Origin of the sequence: Plectonema radiosum NIES-515, assembly GCF_025753815.1 — a bacterium.
Classification (GTDB): domain Bacteria; phylum Cyanobacteriota; class Cyanobacteriia; order Cyanobacteriales; family Nostocaceae; genus Hassallia; species Hassallia radiosum_A.
The window spans coordinates 17,944-39,777 of sequence record NZ_JAOWRF010000232.1 but is presented as its reverse complement, the minus strand read 5'-3'; the positions used below and the strand labels follow the sequence as shown (position 1 = coordinate 39,777).

General features: G+C 41.9%; 16 protein-coding genes. 8 read left to right on the top strand and 8 right to left on the bottom strand.

Features of this window, described 5'->3' with window-relative positions; translation table 11 throughout:
• Positions 1-116 precede the first annotated feature (116 nt).
• The 3 genes from OGM63_RS15835 to OGM63_RS15825 form a co-directional block, all read right to left on the bottom strand.
• Positions 117-344: a DUF4327 family protein gene (locus OGM63_RS15835; RefSeq protein ID WP_029633725.1), complete on the bottom strand. Its 228-nt coding sequence runs from the start codon at positions 342-344 to the stop codon at positions 117-119.
• A gap of 85 nt (positions 345-429) precedes the next feature.
• Positions 430-561 (bottom strand): hypothetical protein, encoded by a 132-nt coding sequence (locus tag OGM63_RS15830; protein ID WP_263746549.1) that lies wholly within the window; start codon positions 559-561, stop codon positions 430-432.
• Positions 562-905: 344 nt separating this feature from the next.
• The gene (locus OGM63_RS15825; RefSeq protein ID WP_263746548.1) at positions 906-1,034 is read right to left on the bottom strand and encodes a hypothetical protein; all 129 of its coding nucleotides are present in this window, start codon (positions 1,032-1,034) and stop codon (positions 906-908) included.
• Positions 1,035-1,303: 269 nt separating this feature from the next.
• On the opposite strand from OGM63_RS15825, the gene OGM63_RS15820 reads away from it, so the two are divergent.
• The 3 genes from OGM63_RS15820 (at position 1,304) to OGM63_RS15810 (ending at position 6,316) form a co-directional block, all read left to right on the top strand.
• Entirely contained in the window at positions 1,304-1,693 is a 390-nt protein-coding gene (locus tag OGM63_RS15820; RefSeq protein WP_263746547.1) for a tetratricopeptide repeat protein, read from the top strand.
• 79 nt (positions 1,694-1,772) lie between these two features.
• Complete coding sequence (locus OGM63_RS15815; RefSeq protein WP_263746546.1) at positions 1,773-4,646, top strand: glycosyltransferase; 2,874 nt, start codon at positions 1,773-1,775, stop codon at positions 4,644-4,646.
• Positions 4,647-4,858: 212 nt separating this feature from the next.
• Positions 4,859-6,316, top strand: coding sequence for an O-linked N-acetylglucosamine transferase, SPINDLY family protein (locus OGM63_RS15810; protein ID WP_263746545.1), 1,458 nt, complete (start codon positions 4,859-4,861; stop codon positions 6,314-6,316).
• A gap of 31 nt (positions 6,317-6,347) precedes the next feature.
• Here the strand turns inward: OGM63_RS15810 and OGM63_RS15805 are convergent, their stop codons facing one another.
• The 3 genes from OGM63_RS15805 to OGM63_RS15790 all read right to left on the bottom strand — a co-directional run bounded on the left by OGM63_RS15805 (position 6,348) and on the right by OGM63_RS15790 (position 10,701).
• A complete protein-coding gene (locus tag OGM63_RS15805; RefSeq protein WP_263746544.1) occupies positions 6,348-8,588 on the bottom strand; it encodes an O-linked N-acetylglucosamine transferase, SPINDLY family protein in 2,241 nt (746 codons plus the stop codon).
• Positions 8,589-8,697: 109 nt separating this feature from the next.
• Positions 8,698-9,255 (bottom strand): type IV pilin-like G/H family protein, encoded by a 558-nt coding sequence (locus OGM63_RS15800; protein WP_318528468.1) that lies wholly within the window; start codon positions 9,253-9,255, stop codon positions 8,698-8,700.
• A 114-nt stretch (positions 9,256-9,369) separates the two neighbouring features.
• A complete protein-coding gene (locus OGM63_RS15790; protein WP_263746543.1) occupies positions 9,370-10,701 on the bottom strand; it encodes a class I SAM-dependent methyltransferase in 1,332 nt (443 codons plus the stop codon).
• Positions 10,702-11,003: 302 nt separating this feature from the next.
• On the opposite strand from OGM63_RS15790, the gene trxB reads away from it, so the two are divergent.
• The 4 genes from trxB to OGM63_RS15770 all read left to right on the top strand — a co-directional run bounded on the left by trxB (position 11,004) and on the right by OGM63_RS15770 (position 15,080).
• Positions 11,004-12,368 (top strand): thioredoxin-disulfide reductase, encoded by a 1,365-nt coding sequence (trxB, locus tag OGM63_RS15785; RefSeq protein ID WP_263746542.1) that lies wholly within the window; start codon positions 11,004-11,006, stop codon positions 12,366-12,368.
• A gap of 555 nt (positions 12,369-12,923) precedes the next feature.
• Positions 12,924-13,820 (top strand): ABC transporter permease, encoded by an 897-nt coding sequence (locus OGM63_RS15780; protein WP_263746541.1) that lies wholly within the window; start codon positions 12,924-12,926, stop codon positions 13,818-13,820.
• A 120-nt stretch (positions 13,821-13,940) separates the two neighbouring features.
• Complete coding sequence (locus OGM63_RS15775) at positions 13,941-14,132, top strand: hypothetical protein (protein WP_263746540.1); 192 nt, start codon at positions 13,941-13,943, stop codon at positions 14,130-14,132.
• 36 nt (positions 14,133-14,168) lie between these two features.
• Positions 14,169-15,080, top strand: a complete 912-nt coding sequence (locus OGM63_RS15770) for an ROK family protein (protein ID WP_263746539.1) — start codon at positions 14,169-14,171, stop codon at positions 15,078-15,080.
• A 73-nt stretch (positions 15,081-15,153) separates the two neighbouring features.
• On the opposite strand, the gene OGM63_RS15765 is transcribed toward OGM63_RS15770, so the two are convergent.
• Both OGM63_RS15765 and pyrG read right to left on the bottom strand, forming a co-directional pair.
• On the bottom strand, positions 15,154-17,511 hold the full coding sequence (locus OGM63_RS15765; RefSeq protein WP_263746538.1) for a CHAT domain-containing protein: 2,358 nt from the start codon (positions 17,509-17,511) through the stop codon (positions 15,154-15,156).
• 745 nt (positions 17,512-18,256) lie between these two features.
• Positions 18,257-19,894, bottom strand: a complete 1,638-nt coding sequence (gene pyrG / locus OGM63_RS15760) for a CTP synthase (RefSeq protein ID WP_263746536.1) — start codon at positions 19,892-19,894, stop codon at positions 18,257-18,259.
• 87 nt (positions 19,895-19,981) lie between these two features.
• Between pyrG and OGM63_RS15755 the strand changes: the two genes are divergently transcribed.
• Positions 19,982-21,736, top strand: coding sequence for an N-acetylmuramoyl-L-alanine amidase (locus OGM63_RS15755; protein ID WP_263746535.1), 1,755 nt, complete (start codon positions 19,982-19,984; stop codon positions 21,734-21,736).
• Positions 21,737-21,834: the final 98 nt, after the last annotated feature.

Genomic DNA, 21,834 nt, shown 5'->3' with positions numbered 1-21,834 from the left:
GTAGGGAGGGGGGAGACAAGGGGGAGGGGGGAGACAAGGGAGAGGGGGGAGAAATTCTTCCTGTCCTCCTTGTCCCCTTGTCCCCCTTGTCCCCTTGTCCCCTTGTCCCCTTGTCCTCAGTCTGACTCTTCGTCCCAAGCTTCTACTGCTAACAAATCGCCAATTGGGTCTTGCATAGTAAAGCCAAAATCTAACAGTTCCTGTTTCCAGTACTGCCATTCATTGCCGTAAAGCAACGCGATTTTCCAAATGCTATCGGTTGGCTTGATAATTTTAGATTCTACGAGTGATTGCACGTTACGCTGCAATTTCACCATAGGGTGAATTACTTGCTGCTGAGTCATAGCCTCGAATGAATTCAGATTTTGTATGGTAAATTCTTAATCAAAACTGCTTTCCCTTGGGGGATTTTTGCCTATACGTAGAGTTTTACTTTGGCAAAGTCAGTCTTAACTTCTTAACTCTACCATAACTAACTCTAGTTGCGTTGTCATGATTTCGGTTTTGTACGGTAATCACCACCTCAAAACTCAAATACCACCAAGCAGTCGTTGTAGACATATATCAAAAAACTAGTCGTCCTAGGACTTGCAGATATAGCACAGGTGAATACGGCTAGTCAGATTTTGTTTTTCCTATTAAAACAAAGCAGGGGGATGAGAGATAACCAACTTATAGCACAAGGGGTGAGTGTGGAAATTTTTGATTCAGGCTAAACTTTGCAGTTGCCTAAAAATATTCACTGTCTCTTCGAGGGAAACGTTATTCACGATACCGCAAACATTTGGGATTGGACTAACTAACCGGACATATTTATCTAAATTTGATATTTTTGCTTGTCACTACTAAAAGCAAATTACAAAAAGGGGTTTTGCGCTTTTATAACTATGATACTAAAAATAATGTTACATCAACTGGCGATCGCTGTATTTTTTTATTGCACCAACGCAAAGTAAGAATTTGAGACTTCTAAAAGGCGATCGCACTTTCACGATCTGAGCCGAAAAACGCCCAAATCTATTTATACTAAGCATTCTCAGCTTCCAAGACTGCCAAATTAAATGCACTCGCGCATTATTGCTGCGAAATTTTTCGCACAAATGTTAGTTCCTCAGTTGTCGATGGGTATCCTGAGCATGGGCAATTACCGATGAGAGTCGGGTCGATTTTATGAAGAACAATTTTGCTCTGATCGACAAAATGCCTCGTTCTTGCAATGCATGTGTTGATTATTTAGTCAATCTGTATATAGTTGTATTTTGCCTCTAGCCAAAATCAGTCAAGTTACTACAGCAGTTTAAAAATGGCTATATCTGAAAAAGAATACATGATGGCGCGGATGAAGCGATCGCAGCGTCTGCAAAAGATTGTTGGATTCGTGTCTATAATCTCCTTCGCTGGTTCTACAGCGTTTGCGGTGATTCCTGCACTGCAAGAGGCTAATCATAAACCCCAGCCGGCAACTGCGTCTGTTGAGTCTTCATTAAAACAACAAGTACGGGGTTTTGAGTTGGTTTTGCAGCGAGAACCAGAAAACCGAGTGGCTTTAGAGGGGTTGGTAAATGTACGGGTACAGCTAAAAGACACTAAAGGTGCTGTTGAACCATTAGAAAAACTGGTAAAACTGCAACCTGAGCGTAAAGAGTATAAAGCTTTGTTAGAGCAGATGAAGAAACAAGTAGGAAAGAACTAAGAGCGATCGCTAAGTTTCAATAATTTCAGATTGCTAGATGATGTCAAACAATATGTCCAATTTTCATATGGATAATTTCATGGAAAACAATACTCAGTTATCATACAATGTCCGCCCATTCAATGAACTTCCGCAATATTATCGGCATGTACGTCGAGAAATAGTTGCAGTCGTGCCACAGAATGCTTTAAATATCCTTGATGTAGGCTGTGGAGCAGGGATGTTAGGTAAAGCATTAAAAGAAGAAAATCCCCAACGATGTGTAGTAGGAATTGAGTTGGATCGTGAGGCATTTTACTACGCAAACAACAATATCGATCGAGTTTATAACGCTGAATTAGAATCTTTTGAACCACCCTTTAACCAAGGAGAATTTGACTGTATTATCTTTGGGGACATACTGGAACATTTAAAAGACCCTTGGCATATAGCTCGTAAATATGCAACTTTCCTTAAACCAGAAGGTGTGATGATAGCGAGTATACCCAATATCCGACATTTACCGACTTTAAGGCAAGTTATAGAACTTGGAACTTGGGAATACCAAGACGAGGGAATTTTAGATCGTACTCACTTAAGATTTTTCACCCAGAAAAGTTTTATCGAACTTTTAAATCAAGCGAATATCATATGTGATTCAGTCTTCTATCTTGGAGGTCAAGAATTACATTCCTTCCGTCCACAAGGACTAGAACGCATTGTAAGATTTGGTAATCTTGCACTTTTAGATGTTTCGGAAGAAGAGTTTTTAGAGTTATGTGCTTATCAACTGTTGTTCGTTGGTGTGCATCAACCTAAAAAAACAATTATTGACTGCACCACAAAATGCCAATCTTTAAGCAAAGAATTAACCAGTATAGTTGTACCTTGGTGGGATCATACTGACTTATTAGATATATGGAAGCATAATCTTGAACACTTGAAGGATACAGAAATAATTTTTGTTGATAATGGTAGTCAGCCACAAGGCAAATTGGCATTAGAAGATTTTTGCCAGCAACACAATATTAAACTCATCCGAAACGAGCAAAATCGGGGATTTGCCGCAGGTAACAATCAAGGTGCAGAGGTGGCTACAGGAGAGTATATCTTGTTCTTAAACAATGATGTGCAAGTTTTAAATTTTCCACTTGAAAGCCTATGCAACCTAGCTAAAAACGGTATAGCTGGTCCCGGTCTAATGCAAAATGAGCTAGGTGAAAGTTATATAGAAGGATGGTCATTATGCATTAAAAATTCTACCCTAAAAGCCTTAGGAGGTTGGTGTGAAGATTATGGTCCAGGTTATTGGGATGATGTAGATTTGTGCTATAGGGCAAAATTAGCAGGATACTCCCTGATACCTATTCCTCAAATCGAAAACTTGATGCGACATAAACAAAATACTACTGGCAGGGATGGACGTCTCGATCAGATAGCTTTACATATTCGTAATAGAGGAATTTTTGCGAGAAAATATTATTCAACACATCCAAAGATTCTTGTTGACGGAATATTTTTTCAACTATACAAAACTGGTATTGCGCGTGTTTGGAAATCATTACTAGAAGAATGGGTAAACAACGGCTTTGCGAAGCATATTGTTGTACTTGATCGCGCTGGAACTGCTCCGAAAATTCCTGGTATTAGATATCGAATTCTACCATCTTATGACTACAATGATCCTGATGTCGATCGCGAAATTTTACAGCAAGTATGCGATGAAGAAGGTGCTGATTTATTTATCTCCACTTACTACACTACCCCGACGACAACACCTTCTGTATTCATGGCGTATGATATGATTCCAGAAGTCATGGGATGGGATATGAATAATCCCATGTGGCAAGTAAAACATCAGGGTATTCAAAACGCATCTGCCTATTTAGCAATTTCGGAAAATACAGCGCGTGATTTAGTCAGGTTTTTCCCAGAAATACCTTTAGAATCAGTAAAGGTTGCTCTTTGTGGTGTGACAGATAATTTTTCACCAGCTAGTCAACAAGAAGTTAATAGTTTTAAAACAAAGTACGGCATTTCCAAGCCCTATTTTATGATAGTAAGCATTGGGGGTTATAAAAATACTCTTTTATTTTTAGAGGCTTTTGCTCAACTTTACAGCAAACAGGCATTTGATATTGTCTGTACAGGTGGTGTAGGCTTACTCGATGAAGAATTAAGAAGATATACATCGGGTAGTACTGTTCATATGCTGCAACTGAGTGATGAAGAATTAAAAACAGCTTACTCTGGTGCTATTGCGCTGGTTTATCCTTCTAAATATGAAGGATTTGGTTTGCCAGTTTTAGAAGCGCTCGCTTCTGGTTGTCCAGTCATCACTTGTCCAAATGCATCAATTCCCGAAGTTGCGGGTAAAGCCGCATTATATGTGCAAGATGATGATATTCATGAGATGGTAAATGCATTGTGTGAAGTACAAAAACCATCTGTTCGCAACTCGTTAATTACTGCGGGATTAGAACAAGCGAAAAAGTTTTCTTGGTCAAATATGGCAAAAATCGTTGCTTCTACCTTAATTGAGACTACTCTTTTGCCATTGAATCTCAGAGAAATTAATTTAATTGTATTTCCAGATTGGTCACAGCCAGAAGAATCACTCGGTTTAGAATTGCAAAGAGTTATTAGTGCGATCGCAACTCATCCAGCAAGCGATCGCATAACTTTGTTAATCGATACTACTGATATCTCTCCTGAAGATGCCGAACTTTTGTTATCTGGTGTGACGATGAATTTGCTGATGGAAGAAGATATAGATATTAGCGAAGGTCTAGAGATTTCTCTAGTTAGTAACTTGGCTGATATTCAGTGGGAAGCTTTAATATCTCACATCCAAGCCAGAATTATTTTATCAGCCGAAAATCAACAAGCTATCGCATTTTATGGAGTAAACATTCCCGCATTTGAATTAGAAAAATTCACCACACAACAAAACGAGCAGTTTTTTTTTACTTAAGTAATAAATTCTTTGAGTCAGGGAGATGGCAAGAAGCTATTTCTCAATATCAAAAGATTTTAGAAACTCACATAGGAGATGTAGAACTTTATTCTCGCTTAAGCGAGTGTTACAGGCAGTTAAATTTTTTAGACGAATATTTTAACTGCCTCCAATCAGCAATTAAACTTTACCCCGCAGAAGGAAAGCTGCATTTTCCTTTAATAATCAACTTGCAGCGAAATGGACGTATCCAAGAAGCAATTATAAGTGCCAATGCCGCATCTAAATCATTACCTAACGACTACACTTTTCAAATCCTCAAACACTTAATAGTTCCCACACTATACGATAGTAAAGAAGACATTATTTACTATCGTCAGCGATTTATAACCGGATTGCAAAACTTAATTCAACAAACATCTCTAGACAGTCCTGAACAGCAAAAAAAGGCTTTAGCAGGTATAAGAAATTTAACGAACTATTACTTATCTTTTCAGGCTAAAAACGATGTAGAACTGCAACAGCAATATGGAAATTTAGTCCAGAGAATTATGGGGGCTAATTATCCTCAATGGGTTGCACCGATTACCATGCCAATCTTAAAGGAGAATCAGAAAATTCGCATTGGCTACGCTTCAGCTTATCTGCATTCTTATAGTGGAACACTTTGGTTAATTGGCTGGCTGAATTATTGCGATCGCCAAAACTTTGAAATTTACTGTTACTACACAGGAAACGAACCAGATCCAATCACACAAAAATTTCAGCAATACAGTGATGTATTCCGGCATATTCCTCATAACTTTGAAGCTGCTTGCCAACAAATACTAGCCGATAAACTGCATATTCTCGTATATCCAGAAATTGGCATGGATGCTCAAACAATGCAAATGGCTTCTTTGCAATTAGCACCAGTCCAATGCACCGCTTGGGGACATCCCGTGACAACTGGATTGTCAACAATTGATTACTTTTTGTCTAGCGAGTTAATGGAACCAGAAAATGCACAAGAACATTATTCAGAGACATTAATTCGCTTACCTAATATTGGAGTTTCTTACCCCAAACCTTATATTCCTTTAATCACAAAAACCCGCGCAGATTTTCACCTAAAGGATGATGCTGTTATTTATTTGTGCTGTCAAGCACCTTATAAATACTTGCCGCAATATGACTTTATTTTGCCAGAAATTGCTTGTCGCGTACCTCAAGCTACATTCGTATTTTTACGCGGCAGTATCCTTAAACCTCGTCTACAAAGAGCCTTTGCCGCAGTTAATTTAAATTACGAGGATTACTGCGTCTTCTTGACGATTCCAGAACGGCTTGATTACTTAGCAATCAATGTACTTTCAGACGTTTATTTAGATACTTTAAGTTGGTCTGGTGGTAATACTAGCTTAGAAGCGATCGCTTGCCATCTTCCCATCGTCACCTGTCCGGGGGAATTGATGCGGGGTCGTCATTCTGACAGCTTTCTGAAAATGATTCAAGTAAGAGACACCATTGCCCAAAATGAAGCCGAATATATCGAGATTGCTGTAAAATTAGGATTAGACCCAATTTGGCGATCGCTAATTGCAGAAAAAATCAAACAACGTTGCGATCGTCTTTTTGATGACAAAGCTTGTGTCGCAGGTCTAGAAGCCTTCTATAAAGAAATTTGTAGTAACCACTTCAGTGCTTAAAAAATGGAGGGCTTAAGCCCTCACTACGAGCCTATCTACCGTCAATATACCTTTGCCACATTTGCTCATAAGCCTTTTCCATCTCACGAGTAAACTGCTTCGCATTCCACAACGGTGCAGTTTGCCGTGATGCTTTGAGCTTCCAGGCTATCTGTTGTCGCAAAGCCTCATCCTTACCCAAGCGCACCCCCCACTCTATATATTCTTCATCCGTCCAGGCAATGCCTTCTGTGATACCAGCATTCATCATCATCGTGTAGCTATTACGAGCGGCAAACTGTTCACCAACTCGCGTCACCAAAGGAATACACATCCACAGAGTTTCTAGAGTCGTAGTCGCTCCGTTGTAAGGATAAGTATCTAATACAACGTCGGCAATGCCGAGATTTGCTCGGTGAACTGATTCTGAAGGCACATCTGGGATAAATCGCAATTTGGAACAGTCTACTCCTTCTTCTTCTGCTATTTGATTAAAGAAGTTTTTCAAAGATTCTTCCTCAGCAGTACCTTTAATCAAGAAGTAGCTATTAGGAACTTCTTTGATAATCCGCATTTGCAGTCGCACTGTATCGGCGTTGCGCTTGTAACTTTTTTGAGCGCTAAGATATATAATGGCATCGTTAGGGATATTAAGTTGATCGCGACGGAGATTAGGTACACCCACCTCAAAGCCATCCACAGCTATATAGGTTTGGGGTAAACGCCAAATTTTTTCTGAATAATATTCTTGTGCCTTGTTTGGTAAAACGTAGGGGTCAGCGATAAAATAATCAACACCAGGGATTCCAGTGGCATCCCAAGCTAACCAAGTCACTTGAATCGGGGCAGGTTTTATCGCTAGAACTTCACAAGTAACATCTAGCGTAATGCTATCTAAATCGACGAGAATATCGATTTCATCTTTGTAAATTTGCTCAACGATTTCATCGCTGTTGCTTGATTTATGAACTTGATCAACTTGAGCTAGAAACCATTTATGGAGTGGTTCCGAGGTTTTTTGATTATTAATAAAGTAGCCATACAATTCAAAGCGATCGCGATCGTGATGTTGAAACAACCATCGCGATAACCAGCCGACAGAATGACCTTTTAAACAATAAGACAGGTAGCCAATTTTTAATTTTTTAGGAACAACACCCAGTTGTTGACGCTGTTGATGTCGCTGACGGCATTTCTCTACGTCTCCCTGAGCATAAACTTCCGTATTGGCTTGGCAGAGTTTAGCCAGTTGATTCTGAATTAGTCTATCAGTTCTCGGATTATCTCGAAAGTATGGAGCAAAAAAATATGAATTGAATAGTTGTGAAACCTTGACCGAACACAGATTAGTTGGTTGTTGTTCTATCAAAGACCGTAGCAGTGATTCATGTTGCAAAAAGAAAGAACGCGCTTCTTCCCAATATCCACCAGCGTTCATCAAACCTCGAATAATCAGTTGGTTTGCCCACACTTTATCTATCAATTCTTTTACTAAGGAATAGCAGAATTTACCAGTCCCTATACCCTTATCATGTTCCCCGGCATTTTGATAAAAAGTAGCCAAGTGGCGTAATATTTCTGTATTTTTAGCATCCAACCGCAAACAGAATTCACCAAGACGTGCTGCTATTGCCGGTTGCAACTGGATGTAGGCAATATTAATCATTGCTGGCAGCATGACACCCAAAAAAGTCAAGGCTTGACTATTATTCTGGATATAAACTAAACAAGCTTCTACTAATTCCTGGGTGTATGGATGCAAAGGTACAGAATCTAAAACACTCTGCAACATTTGCATCAATAGTTCAAAATCTATTCCTGAAAGTTCCTCTTCTCGCAGGATTTCAATTACTTCTAAAAGAGTTGATAACCCTTCTTCTGCATCTGTCTCCAACTTGTTAGTAAGTATAATTAAATGTAATAAATTACTAATATTCGTTGGGCAAATTTCCTTTATTTGCTGCCGAATTATCTGAGTTGTTGCATAGTCTGCTAACTCTTTGCGTCGTTGTGCTTCTGTTGACAACACCTCCACTAATTCGGCATTCCACAATTCGACTTCTTCCGGTTCACCCTCCATCAGTGCCATAAACCAAGTCGTTTGAGCTTCCACTTGTTGTCCCTGCAACAACAACATTAAGCCCAAATGCCAATAATAAGATTTAATATCTGGCTTTGCATCAACTGCCAGTTCGTACAGTCTAGCAGCCTGAGAGTAATCACCTTGAAGTAGGTATTGTTCAGCTTGCTGTTGCCATTGTTGGCAAGTAATCAAAGAGGATTTCGTGTTCATATAAATCTCTGTTTACAAAGAAATGAGTAGTGTGAAATAACACTACTCATTTCCATAAAAGTACAATCTACAAAACGAAGAACTATCAACAACAAAAGACTGTGTTTTGTTACTTACCCATCGGTTTGTATTCTTTGTTATTTGTCACGCAATCAACCGTCGAAGGGCTTGTTCCTGTTATTGGTGCGACTATTGTGGGGTTGAGAGCTTCACAAGCGAAGGCTGTTGTAAGTACTTCTGTGCTTGTACCAGTACCACCTAAAGTTGTACCTACTATCCCAAAGTAGGATCTGAGCGCAGGTTTGATTGCAATTCCCATGTTAGCTACTGTGTCACTACCAGCGTCGGTTATGGCTTGGTACTTGAAACTCTCACTTTGGGTTTTAATACCAATTCCCACAGCTTGAACGCTAGTGGTGAAGTCTTGGTTTTCTAGGAAATATGCTTGTTGGGCACGGTTAATCGCACCAATATTTTGTTTAGCTTCAGACTGTCTGGCTTTAGAAATTTGACCTAGCAGAGAAGGTAGAGCGATCGCTGCTAGAACACCGATAATAATTACGACGACGAGCAGTTCAATTAAGGTGAAACCCTCATCATTTTTTTTCTTGCGGTTGAGATGTTGCAAAAATTTTACTTGCAATTCGGGCTTGATTACTGGTTTCATTTTAAGTATTTCCTTAGGGGGATGTGTGATTGATTGCTTATGGATATAACTTACCCACTTTTGCGCGAGTTCATATCATCTCGGTCAAAGCAATTTTTTTGACCTTTGCACAGTTCAAGTTGATCGCTCTAAAAGCACGTATAGAAACACTTCAAGCTTGGTTAGAAGTTTTTTGATTTCACCCCAAGCTGCCTGTTGGCTTATCGGCTCTAGGGTGGCAGGATGCAGAGGTCTAATCTTACACCAGCGCTCTACTAGGTCGCTTATCGGCTGCACTCCCTCCCAAAGCGGTAGGATGCAAGCTGCGATGGTACTCTCGATTTCTACCAGGGCAATGGTTGGCACACCGATATATTTACTAATTTGAAAAGGTTTCTGTTCAGTGATGCACTCTATAAGGTCTTCTTTTACCTTGGGTTTTTGCAACTGGGGATGCAGATGCACTCGTCCAGAAAGCCAATCAGATGCAGTCCATTCACAAAGTTGTACAACAGGTTCCTCTAGGTTTGGATGACCGCACCAAAAGTCAAGTAAACGATGACCGGGATGCAACAGTTCAAACAGATGCAATCGCTGTTCAACATCAAGTTCCGGTAAAGTCATTGCAAGAAACACTGGTAAATTATCTGGCTCTTTAAACAAATCCATAATTTCCCAATGCCGCCAATTTATCATGCTAATAAATTCCAAATCGGATGTTCGCAACATGTTAAACATCTCAGGAATCGTAAAGCCATTGTCACTTTGAAGCAGGTAATTCATTAAAACTGATTGTTTCCCTCCTTCTGCTTCGTAAACTGGCTGCCAAGTCCGAGATTTTAGGTCAACTCCATCCTTCAACGATTTCATCGTTTCTAGCGTAATTTCAACTTCTAAATCTCCCGGATTGCTATCAGTCAATCCTATATTTCTAAAGACTTCTTGTGCCCGGAAATATCCGCTTCTTTGCAAAGCGCTATGTAAATTAGTGCGAATAATTCCCTGGGGTTTCAGAACAGCTTTCATTGTATTTAAAGCTGCAACTGGATCGGGTAGAAGGTAAAGGACTTCATCATTATTTATATAGTCAAACTTTATCCCTAAGTTTGGTAAGTCATAAATTGAAAGCGTGTGGAATTCTGCATTCTCGAATTTATGATGCTCTAAGCGATGCCGAGCTAATTTAACAGATTCTTCGGAAATATCAATACCAATAATTTTGGCTTCTGGATTCGCTTCTGCCAAAATTAATGCTTTATAACCAGTACCGCATCCTGCATCTAAAATGACTTTTTCTTTGGTTTCTATAATCTTTTGATATCTCAAATAGTAAGAAGTTACTATGTTATGAATAAACAAGGAATTAAAGTCATTTTTGGGTGAATCATCTAATGGAACTCGCGGATATGGAGAAGTTTCATATTGCTGACGAATTTTCTCTAATAATTCAGATGCTTGACGATCCATTTCAAGTTCTCCTAACACTATTTTTTTCAGTGCTTCCTGCCACCAAAAATACTTTTTTCTGGCTTTTTAGAATAAGTGAGGTTTATTCACCTTCTGGTAGTACAAGCACACCCAATTGTTAGTGTTCCCACTTTTTGAGATTTCTAACGCGGTATATAACTTTTTCCCTCGTTAGGCATCGCGCAAAATCAGGAATTACGCAATATCCCCCTTAAAAAGAAGGCAAATTTGAAGGCTGTCATCCCACCAACATAATTTATTATGCTAAACTAAGCGTAGTCGTTATGAGTTTGTATAAAACAATGACTAACCCGACAGTAGAAAACTTGGTAATTATCGGTTCTGGTCCTGCTGGCTACACAGCGGCTATTTATGCAGGAAGGGCTAATTTGAAACCTGTGGTATTTGAAGGCTTCCAAGCTGGGGGTTTACCTGGGGGACAGTTGATGACAACGACTGAAGTTGAGAATTTTCCGGGGTTTGCACGGGGAATTACAGGACCAGAACTGATGGATCAGATGAAGGCTCAGGCGGAGCGTTGGGGAGCCGAGTTATATACTGAGGATGTAATTTCCGTTGACTTGAGTCAGCGTCCTTTTACTGTCCGCTCAGAAGAACGGGAATTTAAAACCCACAGTATTATTATTGCCACAGGTGCGATCGCCAAGCGTTTGGGTTTACCCAGCGAAGATGAATTTTGGAATCGGGGTATTTCCGCTTGTGCTATCTGTGATGGTGCTACACCGATTTTACAGGGTGCAGAATTGGCTGTAATTGGTGCTGGTGACACGGCAGCAGAAGAAGCGATTTACCTGACGAAATATGCCTCAAAGGTAAATTTATTGGTACGCACGGAGAAAATGCGTGCTTCTAAAGCGATGCAAGACCGCGTTTTGAGTAACCGGAAAATCCAGGTGCATTGGAACACCGAAGCTGTGGATATTTTCGGTAACGATCGCATGGATGGAGTGAAAATCCGCGACAACAAAACCGGCGAAGAAAGTCAACTGCACGTCAAAGGTTTATTTTACGCCGTTGGTCACAAGCCGAATACATCTTTGTTTACAGGGCAAATAGAACTGGATGAGGTGGGCTACGTTATCACCAAACACGGTACTGTAGAGACGAGTGTAGAAGGCGTATTTGCGGCTGGTGACGTGCAAGATCATGAGTTTCGTCAAGCAATTACGGCGGCAGGTACCGGCTGTATGGCAGCAATGTTAGCTGAACGCTGGTTATCTTCGAGTGATTTGATTTCAGAATTTCATCAAAAAGCGGAAACTCCAGATAACGAATTAGAACATCAAGCAACTGAGAAGAAAGCAACTCCAGAAGAATTTGATTTAAATGCGACACGCCATGAGGGGGGTTATGCTTTACGAAAGTTGTTCCACGGTAGCGATCGCCTAATCCTTGTCAAATACGTTTCTCCTGGCTGTGGTCCTTGTCATACCCTCAAACCAATTTTAAATAAAGTGGTGGATGAATTTGACAGCAAAATCCACTTTGTCGAAATTGACATCGACAAAGACCGCGATATTGCCCAAAATGCCAACGTCACAGGAACACCAACAATTCAACTGTTTAAAAATAAGCAATTAATCAACGAAGTTAAAGGCGTCAAGCAAAAGAGCGAGTATCGTAAGTTGATTGAAAGCAATCTCTAAGCGGAGTTGGGAGTTTGGAGTGGGGAGTTGGGAGTGGGGAGTGGGGAGTTGGGAGTTGGGAGTTGGGAGTTGGGAGTGGGGAGTTAGGAGTTAGGAGTTGGGAGTGGGGAGTTGGGAGTGGGGAGTGGGGAGTTTGGAGTTGGGAGTTGGGAGTTGGAATTGGGAGTTAGGAGTTAGGAGTTTGGAGTTGGTCCGTATCTCTCAATAGTCCTTTCCCCCTCTTGGCGTGAAATTATCTTTTGTGTAACAATGCTCGGCTATGGTGTAGTTTTAAAGCTTGAGTCCTGATTTTTGAGTTGACAAAACTACTCTCTTAACTTACAACTCGTAACTCCCGTAAAGACGTTCCACCAAAACGTCTCTACATAACTCCAAACTCCAAACTCCAAACTCCAAACTCCAAACTCCAAACTCCTAACTCCCGTAAAGACGTTCCACCAAAACGTCTCTACATAACTCCAAACTCCTAACTCCAAACTCCTAACTCCAAACTCCTAACTCCTAACTCCTAACTCCTAACTCCTAACTCCTAACTCCTAACTCCTAACTCTCTATATGACCGTTATCAAAAAACCGCTACCCAGATTTTTTAGTTTTGCCAAAAATCCCAATTTATCTCGGCAATTCATGCTGATTGGGGTAGCTATGACTTTGTTTTTCGTCTTCTTGGCTTTTTTCGCTCCCGTTTTTCAAGCTTGGGGATTATTGCAAGATCCTACAGATTTCTTGGCTAACCCGATTCACGAGCCACCCTCAGGCAAACATTGGTTTGGCACTAGTCGCTTGGGCTATGATGTGTTCTCGCGGACTATTTTCGGCGTTCAAGCTGCGTTGCAAGTGGTTATCTTGGCTACCTCACTCAGTATGTTTATCGGTGTGCCTTTGGGGATGCTGAGTGGCTATCTGGGCGGTAAATTGGATAAGGTTTTGCTGTTTATCATGGATAGCATTTATACCTTACCGGGGTTGTTGCTTTCCGTGACGCTGGCGTTTGTGGTGGGAAGGGGAATATTAAATGCAGCGATCGCAATCAGTATTGCTTACATCCCCCAATATTACCGCGTTGTCCGCAACCACACAGTTAGCATGAAAACTGAAGTGTTCATCGAAGCTGCTCAAGCAATGGGTGCGAACACTTGGCAAGTTCTTTCACGATATTTATTTTTCAACGTAATTCAAAGCGTACCCGTACTTTTCACCCTTAACGCTGCTGATGCAATTTTGGTGTTGGGAGGTTTGGGCTTTTTGGGGCTAGGACTTCCCGAAGAAGTGGCAGAATGGGGACACGATTTAAAGCAAGCTTTAGAAGCACTACCCACAGGCATTTGGTGGACTACGCTTTTTCCTGGTTTGGCAATGACTTTAATGGTGGTTGGGTTGTCGCTGCTGGGTGAGGGGTTAAATGAATTTGTCAATCCCCGTTTACGGAAAGAAAATAGTATCCGGAAGTAGTTTGAATTGGTTAGTAGTTGGTGGATAGTTGATAGTTGATGGTGGATAGTTGATAGTGGATGGTGGATGGTGGATAACCAACAACCAACAACTGTTGTATTTTCTGAATGAGAGATTTGTGTGAAAGATAACCTTTCTTTAATTGTGGCTGCTGCTGGTGGATTTATGCTTTCTGTCGCTCTTACAGGTATTTTACGAGGTGCGCCGGTAACATCTTTCCAGGCTAAATCTAGTTTTCATCCCTTGACTGTGGCTGCATTCAGTGCTGCACCCAAGCAAACGGAATTAGAAGATTTTCGCCCTAAGACCTAAAGGGGCTAAGATGCTTTTGAAATCTGAAAATTTGCGATGATTGGGTTTAATGTGGTGAATTCTCAAGTAATCGGCATTGACTTGGGGGGAACGGCGATTAAGTTAGGGCGATTTAGGGCTGATGGTGCTTGTTTGCAATCTTTGACTGTGGCAACTCCCCAACCAGCGACACCTGAAGCTGTGATGGCGGTGATGGTGGATGCGATCGCTCAACTTGACCCAGATAATCTTAGCATGGCGATCGGTGTCGGTACTCCCGGTCCTGCGGATGCTGCTGGACGCATTGCCAAAGTTGCCATCAATCTGACAGGATGGCATGATGTCCCCTTAGCTGATTGGTTAGAAGCGAAAACTGGGAAATTGACAATTCTCGCTAATGATGCTAACTGTGCGGGGTTGGGAGAAGCTTGGTTAGGCGCCGGTCGCCATTTTCAAAACCTGATTTTGCTGACTTTGGGAACTGGTGTTGGTGGGGCGGTTATTCTTGATGGTAAATTGTTTGTTGGGCATTTAGGAGCCGCTGGAGAGTTGGGTTTAATTACCTTAAATCCCTCAGGTCCGGTGTGTAATAGCGGTAATCAAGGCTCTTTGGAGCAGTATACCTCCGTCGTGGCAATTCGTCGCCGCACGGGGAAGGAGCCAGCGGAATTGGGCGCTTTGGCGCAAGCGGGAGATGCTGAAGCGTTGACTTTTTGGCAAACTTATGGTAAAGATTTAGGCGCTGGGTTGAGTAGTTTGGTATATGTATTGACACCGCAAGCGATCGTTCTTGGTGGTGGTGTCAGTGCTAGTTTTGAATTTTTTGTACCAACTGTCAAGGCAGAAATTGAGCGACGCGTGCTGGCTACTTCTCGCGTGGGGTTACAAATATTGCAAGCTGAGTTGGGTAATTCTGCGGGAATAGTGGGTGCTGCGAAGTTGGCATGGCAACACTACTCAGGATGTTAGATTGATCGTAGTGAGCACCGTAGTGAGCACTTTAGTGCTCAAAATAAGCGATGAATCGCTTACTACGGGTCAATCATTCTGACTCACCAATCAGGGTAAAAGCAGCCCAGTCTAAAGGTTGAGGATTCTTTTTCATAGTTGTCAGCATGGCTTGACGTAAGGCTGTGGCTTTATCTGTATTATGTTGAATATTTTTGTAAAATTCACTCATTAGGGATGCTGTGGGTTCGTCTGGTACTTTCCACAAAGACACCATGACGCTGGAGACACCTGCTGTAATTAATGAACGAGATAGCCCGATTACGCCATCGCCTGTAATTCTACCTCTACCAGTGTCACAAGCGCTGAGAACGATTAATTCGGCGTTTAGTTTTAGGTCAAAGATTTCGTAAGCTGTAAGTAAACCGTTACCTTCCTCGTTTCCCCCCTTAGTAAGGGGGGATGAAGGGGGGTCTGGGGCAAGAGCGATCGCACCCGGTACACCCAGTTGTTTATAATCATCCAATAAGCCGTGGGTGGCTAAATGCACAATTCTGGCTTTGGTCATTTTTTGAACGATCGCTGTTTTGGTCGCTTGATTGCCGATAATCGCTTTGGTATTGAAAAGAGTAGCGATCGCTTTTGCTTCCATTTCCGCACCTGGTAAACTGGGCAATTGCTGCGGCTTCTCCCCCGGTACAAATGCCACACTAGGCATAGTAGGATTACCCACAATTAATATTCCCCCCCTCTCCCCCCCCCCCACTCTCCCCCTCCCCCTCTGCCGATGGGTTAAATCTAATACCTGAATTGCCGGGGCAGTGAGGATGGTATGTTTTTCAATTAAATATTTGCCCTTGGCATCTTGCAAAGCTGGGAAGGGAACGAGGAATAGGGAACCTTGGGGGATGAAAATAACGTGCTGGTTGGGGTTGGTGGGTAATAAATCGGCGATCGGTTTGATTAACAAGTTGTGAAGCTGTTTAAATCGGTTTTGTGATTGCACAGCCGGATTGTAACTCACGTCAACACCGCCGCGACCTCTTGCACCGATAGATTTACGACTGATGGTTACAAAGTCGTCAAGAGTTGTATTCTCTTTTTGCCATAGGGGTTTCAAGTCAGCTTTGCGAAAAGTCACTTCACCTGTAGGTTTGACTACCCAAATATAAAGTTCTGATTCCTTGGCTTGTTTTTTACCTTCAACTTTGAAATCATCGTAAATAATTGAATATTGAACCAAAGTTGCCTTTTGTGCTTTTGCAGTTTGTTTGATTTCGGCAATAGATGGATTAGATTGTTTATTTGCTAGAGAATCTGTTGGTGATAACCGCTTATTCAGTAACTCTACAAATGCCCTAGCGCGTCCCCGTTCAGCAATTTCCAGCGCTGCATTGGTTTTATTCTCAGCAATCAGGACTTTTTGTAAAGTTTCGTATGTATTACTTTGCGTGTCAGAAATAGACACTTTGTTGATATCTTCTAATCCACCGCGTAGAGATTCATAAACCTTAATGCCCTCAATTAAAGTACTCTCTGCTAGGCTAAGTTTGCCAGATTTAAACAGAGCAACACCCAGATTGTTCAGGGCTTGTCCCTCGCTTTGACGGTCTTTAATTTCCCGTGCGATCGCCAAAAGTTGCTCTTCATATTCAATTCCTTTGGCGTAGTCCCCTAGGGAATTGTAAGCAATACCCAGATTGCCCAGCGCCTTACCTTCGCTTGAACGGTCTTTAATTTGTCGTGCGATCGCCAACCACTGCTGTTCATATTCAATTGCTTTAGCGTAGTTTCCTAGTTCGAGGTAAGCATCCCCCAGATTACCCAGCGCCGAACCTTCGTTTTGACGGTCTTTAATTTCGCGTGCGATCGCCAAAAGTTGCTCTTCATATTCAATTCCTTTGGCGTAGTCCCCTAGCGAAATGTAAGCAATACCCAGATTACCCAGCGCCGCACTTTCGCCTTGACGGTCTTTAATTTCGCGTGTGATCGCCAACGATTGCTGTAGGTAATCAATTGCTTTAGGGTAATTCCCCAGGGAATTGTAAGTAAGACCCAGATTGCCCAGCGCCGCACTTTCGCCTTGACGGTCTTTAATTTCCTGTGCGATCGCCAACCACTGTTGTTCATATTCAATTGTTTTAGCGTAGTTTCCTAGGTAAATGTAAGCAATCCCCAGATTGCCCAGCGCCCACCCTTCGCTTTGACGGTCTTTAATTTCCCGGTAGATAATTAATGCTTGTTGGAAAGACTGTAATGCCGCCTCGAATTGACTGGTTTGATACTGCTGAATACCTTGTTGATTCAGTCTGTGTGCTTCAGCTTTCCGGGGATCGGTTGTTTGCGCCAACACCTGCGACGCTTGGAATGGTGCAGTTAACTTGGCAGAGAAAGGCATCAAAACAGCGGTGAGTAGCACAACGAAGGTGAGGCGCAGGTTTTGTCGATGCATAAGTATTTCTCAGGGCGGTGTGAGTCTGATTATCTACCTAAAACATATATCTCGCACTTTTGGGCTTATGCAATTTTTTGTCTCACGCAAAGCCGCAAAGAAGAACGCTATATTAGTCCGCGAAGGCGGACTTTGTTTATATAGCCGCGATTTTAATCGTCCGGTGCAAGATTTATGCAATTTTTTGTCTCACGCACTCGTAGCAAAGACGCAAAGAAGAACGCTATATTAGTCCGCCTTCGCGGACTAAGTTTGTGTAGCCGCGATTTTAATCGTCCGGTGCAAGAAACCCAAATCTTGCATCAGTGGCAACAACCGCCAAGGAATAAATTCCCTGGCTCATAGCTTAAGTCCACTAAAGTGGACTAAAATCCTTTATTAGTCCACTTTAGTGGACTTAAGCTATTAGCCCGAACTTTAGTTCAGGGCGGGACTGCGGGTTACAGTTAAGAGTAGTGCCAATACGGTTCGGATAAGAAAATTCGATAAACCAAAAACCTTGTAGAGACCCAAGGGTATCGCGTCTCTACATGCCCTAAATCACCACGAAAAATCCTTAAGCGAACCGTATTAAGAGTGGTGCAACTCATAAAGAATATCCCGTTGCCTTATTCAGATTGACTCTAAAAGCCCAAAACCTAAACCTCACCCTCGCTTTACCCGTAGGGTAAATCTTTCCCTCTCCGAACTTGCGGAGAGGGATGTCCGGAACGGACAGGGTGAGGTTTTCCTAGGTTCATGCCCTTTAAAATACTTCTAATGGTGCTGCAAAATTAGAGGTAGGATGAGAACGAGCGATCGCTGCTTGCATAAATCCTGCAAACAAAGGATGAGGAGTACCAGGACGGGAAAGAAATTCTGGATGAAATTGACAAGCGATAAAGAAGGGATGGTGCGGTAATTCAATCATTTCGACTAAACGTCCATCAAGAGATGTGCCACTGATCGCATAGCCTGATTCTAAAAATAACTGACGATAAGCGTTGTTAAATTCGTAACGATGGCGATGACGTTCGTAAACTACATCTTGTTGATATAGCTGAAAAGCCATTGTATTCGGTAGAACGCGGCAAGTATACAAACCTAATCGCATTGTACCGCCTAAATCAACTACATCCTGCTGTTCGGGCAAAAGGTTAATTACTGGGTTGGTAGTGATTGGGTTAAATTCGGCACTATTTGCATCTGTAAATCCAGCTACGTTTCTCGCCCACTCAATTACACAACATTGCATTCCCAGACACAAACCTAAAAAGGGAATGTGCCTTTCCCGTGCATAATTAATTGCGGCAATCTTACCGTCTATGCCTCTAGTACCGAAACCTCCGGGTACAATTATTCCATCGACACCTTCAAGATGCTTTTCGGCATCTTCAACTTCTAGCATCTCGGAATTTACCCAGCGTAAAACTAATTCTCCATTTGTGGCGATCGCTCCATGTCTTAATGCTTCCACAACCGACAAATAAGCATCGCTTAACCGAACATACTTCCCAACAATCGCAATTTCAACTTGATATTTAGGACTGTACAATCTTTCGACCAAAGTTTGCCACTCCAGCAAGTCGGGAGTGCGTTGTTCCATTTGCAGCAAATCAAGTACTTGCTCTGCCAGCCCTTCTTGTTCTACAATGAGCGGTACTTCATAAATGCTTTTGGCATCTTGAGCGGTGATGACGCATTCGGCAGGTACATCACAAAATTCTGACAACTTCTGTTTTAACCCCTTTGGTAAAGGGCGATCGCACCGACAGACTAAAATATCTGGTTGAATGCCAATAGAACGCAATTCTTTCACCGAATGCTGTGTTGGCTTGGTTTTCATCTCCCCCGCTGAAGCAATCCACGGTATCAACGTCACATGCATGTACAATACATTTTGTCGCCCTACTTCTTTGCGAAACTGGCGAATTGCTTCTAAAAACGGCAATGATTCAATATCCCCTACCGTCCCGCCAATTTCCGTAATTACCATATCAGGAGTAGTATCACGAGCCACCCTCATAATCCGCTCTTTAATTTCGTTGGTAATATGAGGAATTACCTGCACCGTGCCGCCATTATAATCGCCGCGCCGCTCTTTGTTAATTACGGCTTGGTAAATCGAACCAGTGGTAACACTATTAAGACGCGACATTAATGTATCAGTAAACCGTTCGTAGTGTCCTAAATCTAAATCCGTCTCAGCACCATCTTGAGTAACAAACACCTCACCATGCTGAAAAGGACTCATTGTCCCCGGATCGACGTTAATATAAGGATCTAGTTTGAGAATTGACACCGAATAATTGCGCGATTTAAGTAATCGTCCCAGACTAGCTGCGACAATTCCCTTACCAATACTGGAAACTACACCCCCAGTAACAAAGACAAACTTAGTCATAGTATTTATAATTTCTAGCAACTTCTAAAAATACATGCCGTCATTGTGCCACAGTAATTGTATTATTCGATTTTCTTTAATTTGGTTGTGAAAAGTGTTTTCGGATTGGTATTATTAGGCTCTATAGTCATATCCTCCCCAACATTGGCTCAAGAGCAATCTCTCAATATAGTTTTTCCCACAGCAAACTACCAAACCAGCGAAGAAAAAATTTTCTTTCTGGGTACAGCACCTCCAAATGGAGAAGTTCTCATCAATGGTAAACCCATAACTCGCAGCAAAGGTGGGCATTTTGCCCCAAATTTCCCCTTACAGTTAGGAGAGAATCTCTTTACTGTGCGCTATCAAAATCAAGAGCGTCAAATTAAGGTGACAAGGATATCTTCCTTACCTGAGATACCAAAAGGGTTAGCTTTTGCCAAAAATTCTCTCACTCCAGCAGCGGATATTGCTAAACTAGCGGGGGAACTCATTTGTTTTAGCGCGATCGCACCCCAAGATGCCACAGTATCTGTCAAAGTGGCAAATCAAACTATTCCTCTTTTACCTCAACCACAACAACCACAACTCCCAAGCAATTTAGCCGCACTAACGGGAAATAATCAACCAAAGACCCAATCTAACGTTGGCAAGTACGAGGCTTGCACTACTATAAATGCTGCTGCCGATGTGGGACAACCTGAATTTCAACTAACGCTGAATGGTAAAACCATAACTCAACTCGGTGAAGGAAAAATTAAAATTCTCTCACCCACGCAATTACAAGTTGCTGAGGTGACGGTAGATGCTGGAGTTGCTCGTACTGGTCCGAGTACAGATTATTCTAGATTAACACCTTTACCCAAACAAACACGCGCCACAGTCACAGGTTTTGAAGGTGAATGGTTACGCTTGGATTATGGTGCTTGGATTAATCGTAAGGAAACTCGCATTTTATCAGGTGCAGTTCCACCAAAAACAATTATTCGCAGTGTGGGATATCGTCAACTTGCGAATGCGACGGAAATAGTTTTTCCGTTGCAAGTTGCTGTACCCGTTAGCGTACAGCAAGGCGATCGCTTTCTCACCCTCACGCTTTACAATACCACAGCACAAACAGACATTATCAGGAGTGTTGATAACGCCTTAATTTCTCGCCTAGATTGGCAGCAGTTGCCCCAAGGAAGCGTGCAATATACTTTTAACCTCAAAAGAAATCAACAGTGGGGATACAAGCTGAGATACGACGGAACAAGTTTAGTTTTGTCTTTGCGTCAACCCCCAGAAATCCGCAAAAATGACAAGCCACTATCTGGCATCAAGATTTTACTCGATCCGGGACACGGTGGGAAAGAATCTGGTGCAAGTGGTCCAACTGGGTATTTAGAAAAAGACTTAAATTTGGTTGTGTCGAAGTTGCTCAAAGATGAGTTGGTAAAACGAGGGGCAACGGTGGTGATGACACGGTCCGATGATAAGGAAGTTTCTTTAGGCGATCGCCAAACAATTATTGATCGAGAAGAACCAGCAATTTCTATTTCCATTCATCATAATTCTTTACCTGATGATGGTGATGCTGAAAAAATCAAAGGTTTTGCTGCTTTTTGGTATCATCCCCAAGCCCACAGTTTAGCTATATTTTTACATAATTACATAGTCAAGAAGTTAAAACGCCCTTCCTATGGTGTATTCTGGGATAACTTGGCGTTGACGCGTCCAACAAGTACGCCGTCGGTGTTGTTGGAGTTGGGTTTTATGAGTAATCCTGATGAATTTGAATTGGTGACAAATCCCTCTGAACAAAAGAAAGAAGCTTCATCGATCGCGAAAGCTATTGTTGAGTGGTTTAAAAGCGATCGTTAAAAGCCTATTCCCACTCCCCACTCCCCACTCCTGAATAAATTCTGCCCGAAGTCAGATTTTTTTGTTATAATATCCGACTTTATTCGACTACATTTTTG

Bases quoted from the DNA above. Each gene is read 5' to 3' on its own strand.
- OGM63_RS15835 (WP_029633725.1), bottom strand. From the start codon at position 344: ATGACTCAGCAGCAAGTAATTCACCCTATGGTGAAATTGCAGCGTAAC.
- OGM63_RS15830 (WP_263746549.1), bottom strand. From the start codon at position 561: ATGTCTACAACGACTGCTTGGTGGTATTTGAGTTTTGAGGTGGTGATT.
- OGM63_RS15825 (WP_263746548.1), bottom strand. From the start codon at position 1,034: ATGCTTAGTATAAATAGATTTGGGCGTTTTTCGGCTCAGATCGTGAAA.
- OGM63_RS15820 (WP_263746547.1), top strand. From the start codon at position 1,304: ATGGCTATATCTGAAAAAGAATACATGATGGCGCGGATGAAGCGATCG.
- OGM63_RS15815 (WP_263746546.1), top strand. From the start codon at position 1,773: ATGGAAAACAATACTCAGTTATCATACAATGTCCGCCCATTCAATGAA.
- OGM63_RS15805 (WP_263746544.1), bottom strand. From the start codon at position 8,588: ATGAACACGAAATCCTCTTTGATTACTTGCCAACAATGGCAACAGCAA.
- OGM63_RS15800 (WP_318528468.1), bottom strand. From the start codon at position 9,255: ATGAAACCAGTAATCAAGCCCGAATTGCAAGTAAAATTTTTGCAACAT.
- OGM63_RS15790 (WP_263746543.1), bottom strand. From the start codon at position 10,701: ATGGATCGTCAAGCATCTGAATTATTAGAGAAAATTCGTCAGCAATAT.
- trxB (WP_263746542.1), top strand. From the start codon at position 11,004: ATGACTAACCCGACAGTAGAAAACTTGGTAATTATCGGTTCTGGTCCT.
- OGM63_RS15780 (WP_263746541.1), top strand. From the start codon at position 12,924: ATGACCGTTATCAAAAAACCGCTACCCAGATTTTTTAGTTTTGCCAAA.
- OGM63_RS15770 (WP_263746539.1), top strand. From the start codon at position 14,169: ATGATTGGGTTTAATGTGGTGAATTCTCAAGTAATCGGCATTGACTTG.
- OGM63_RS15765 (WP_263746538.1), bottom strand. From the start codon at position 17,511: ATGCATCGACAAAACCTGCGCCTCACCTTCGTTGTGCTACTCACCGCT.
- pyrG (WP_263746536.1), bottom strand. From the start codon at position 19,894: ATGACTAAGTTTGTCTTTGTTACTGGGGGTGTAGTTTCCAGTATTGGT.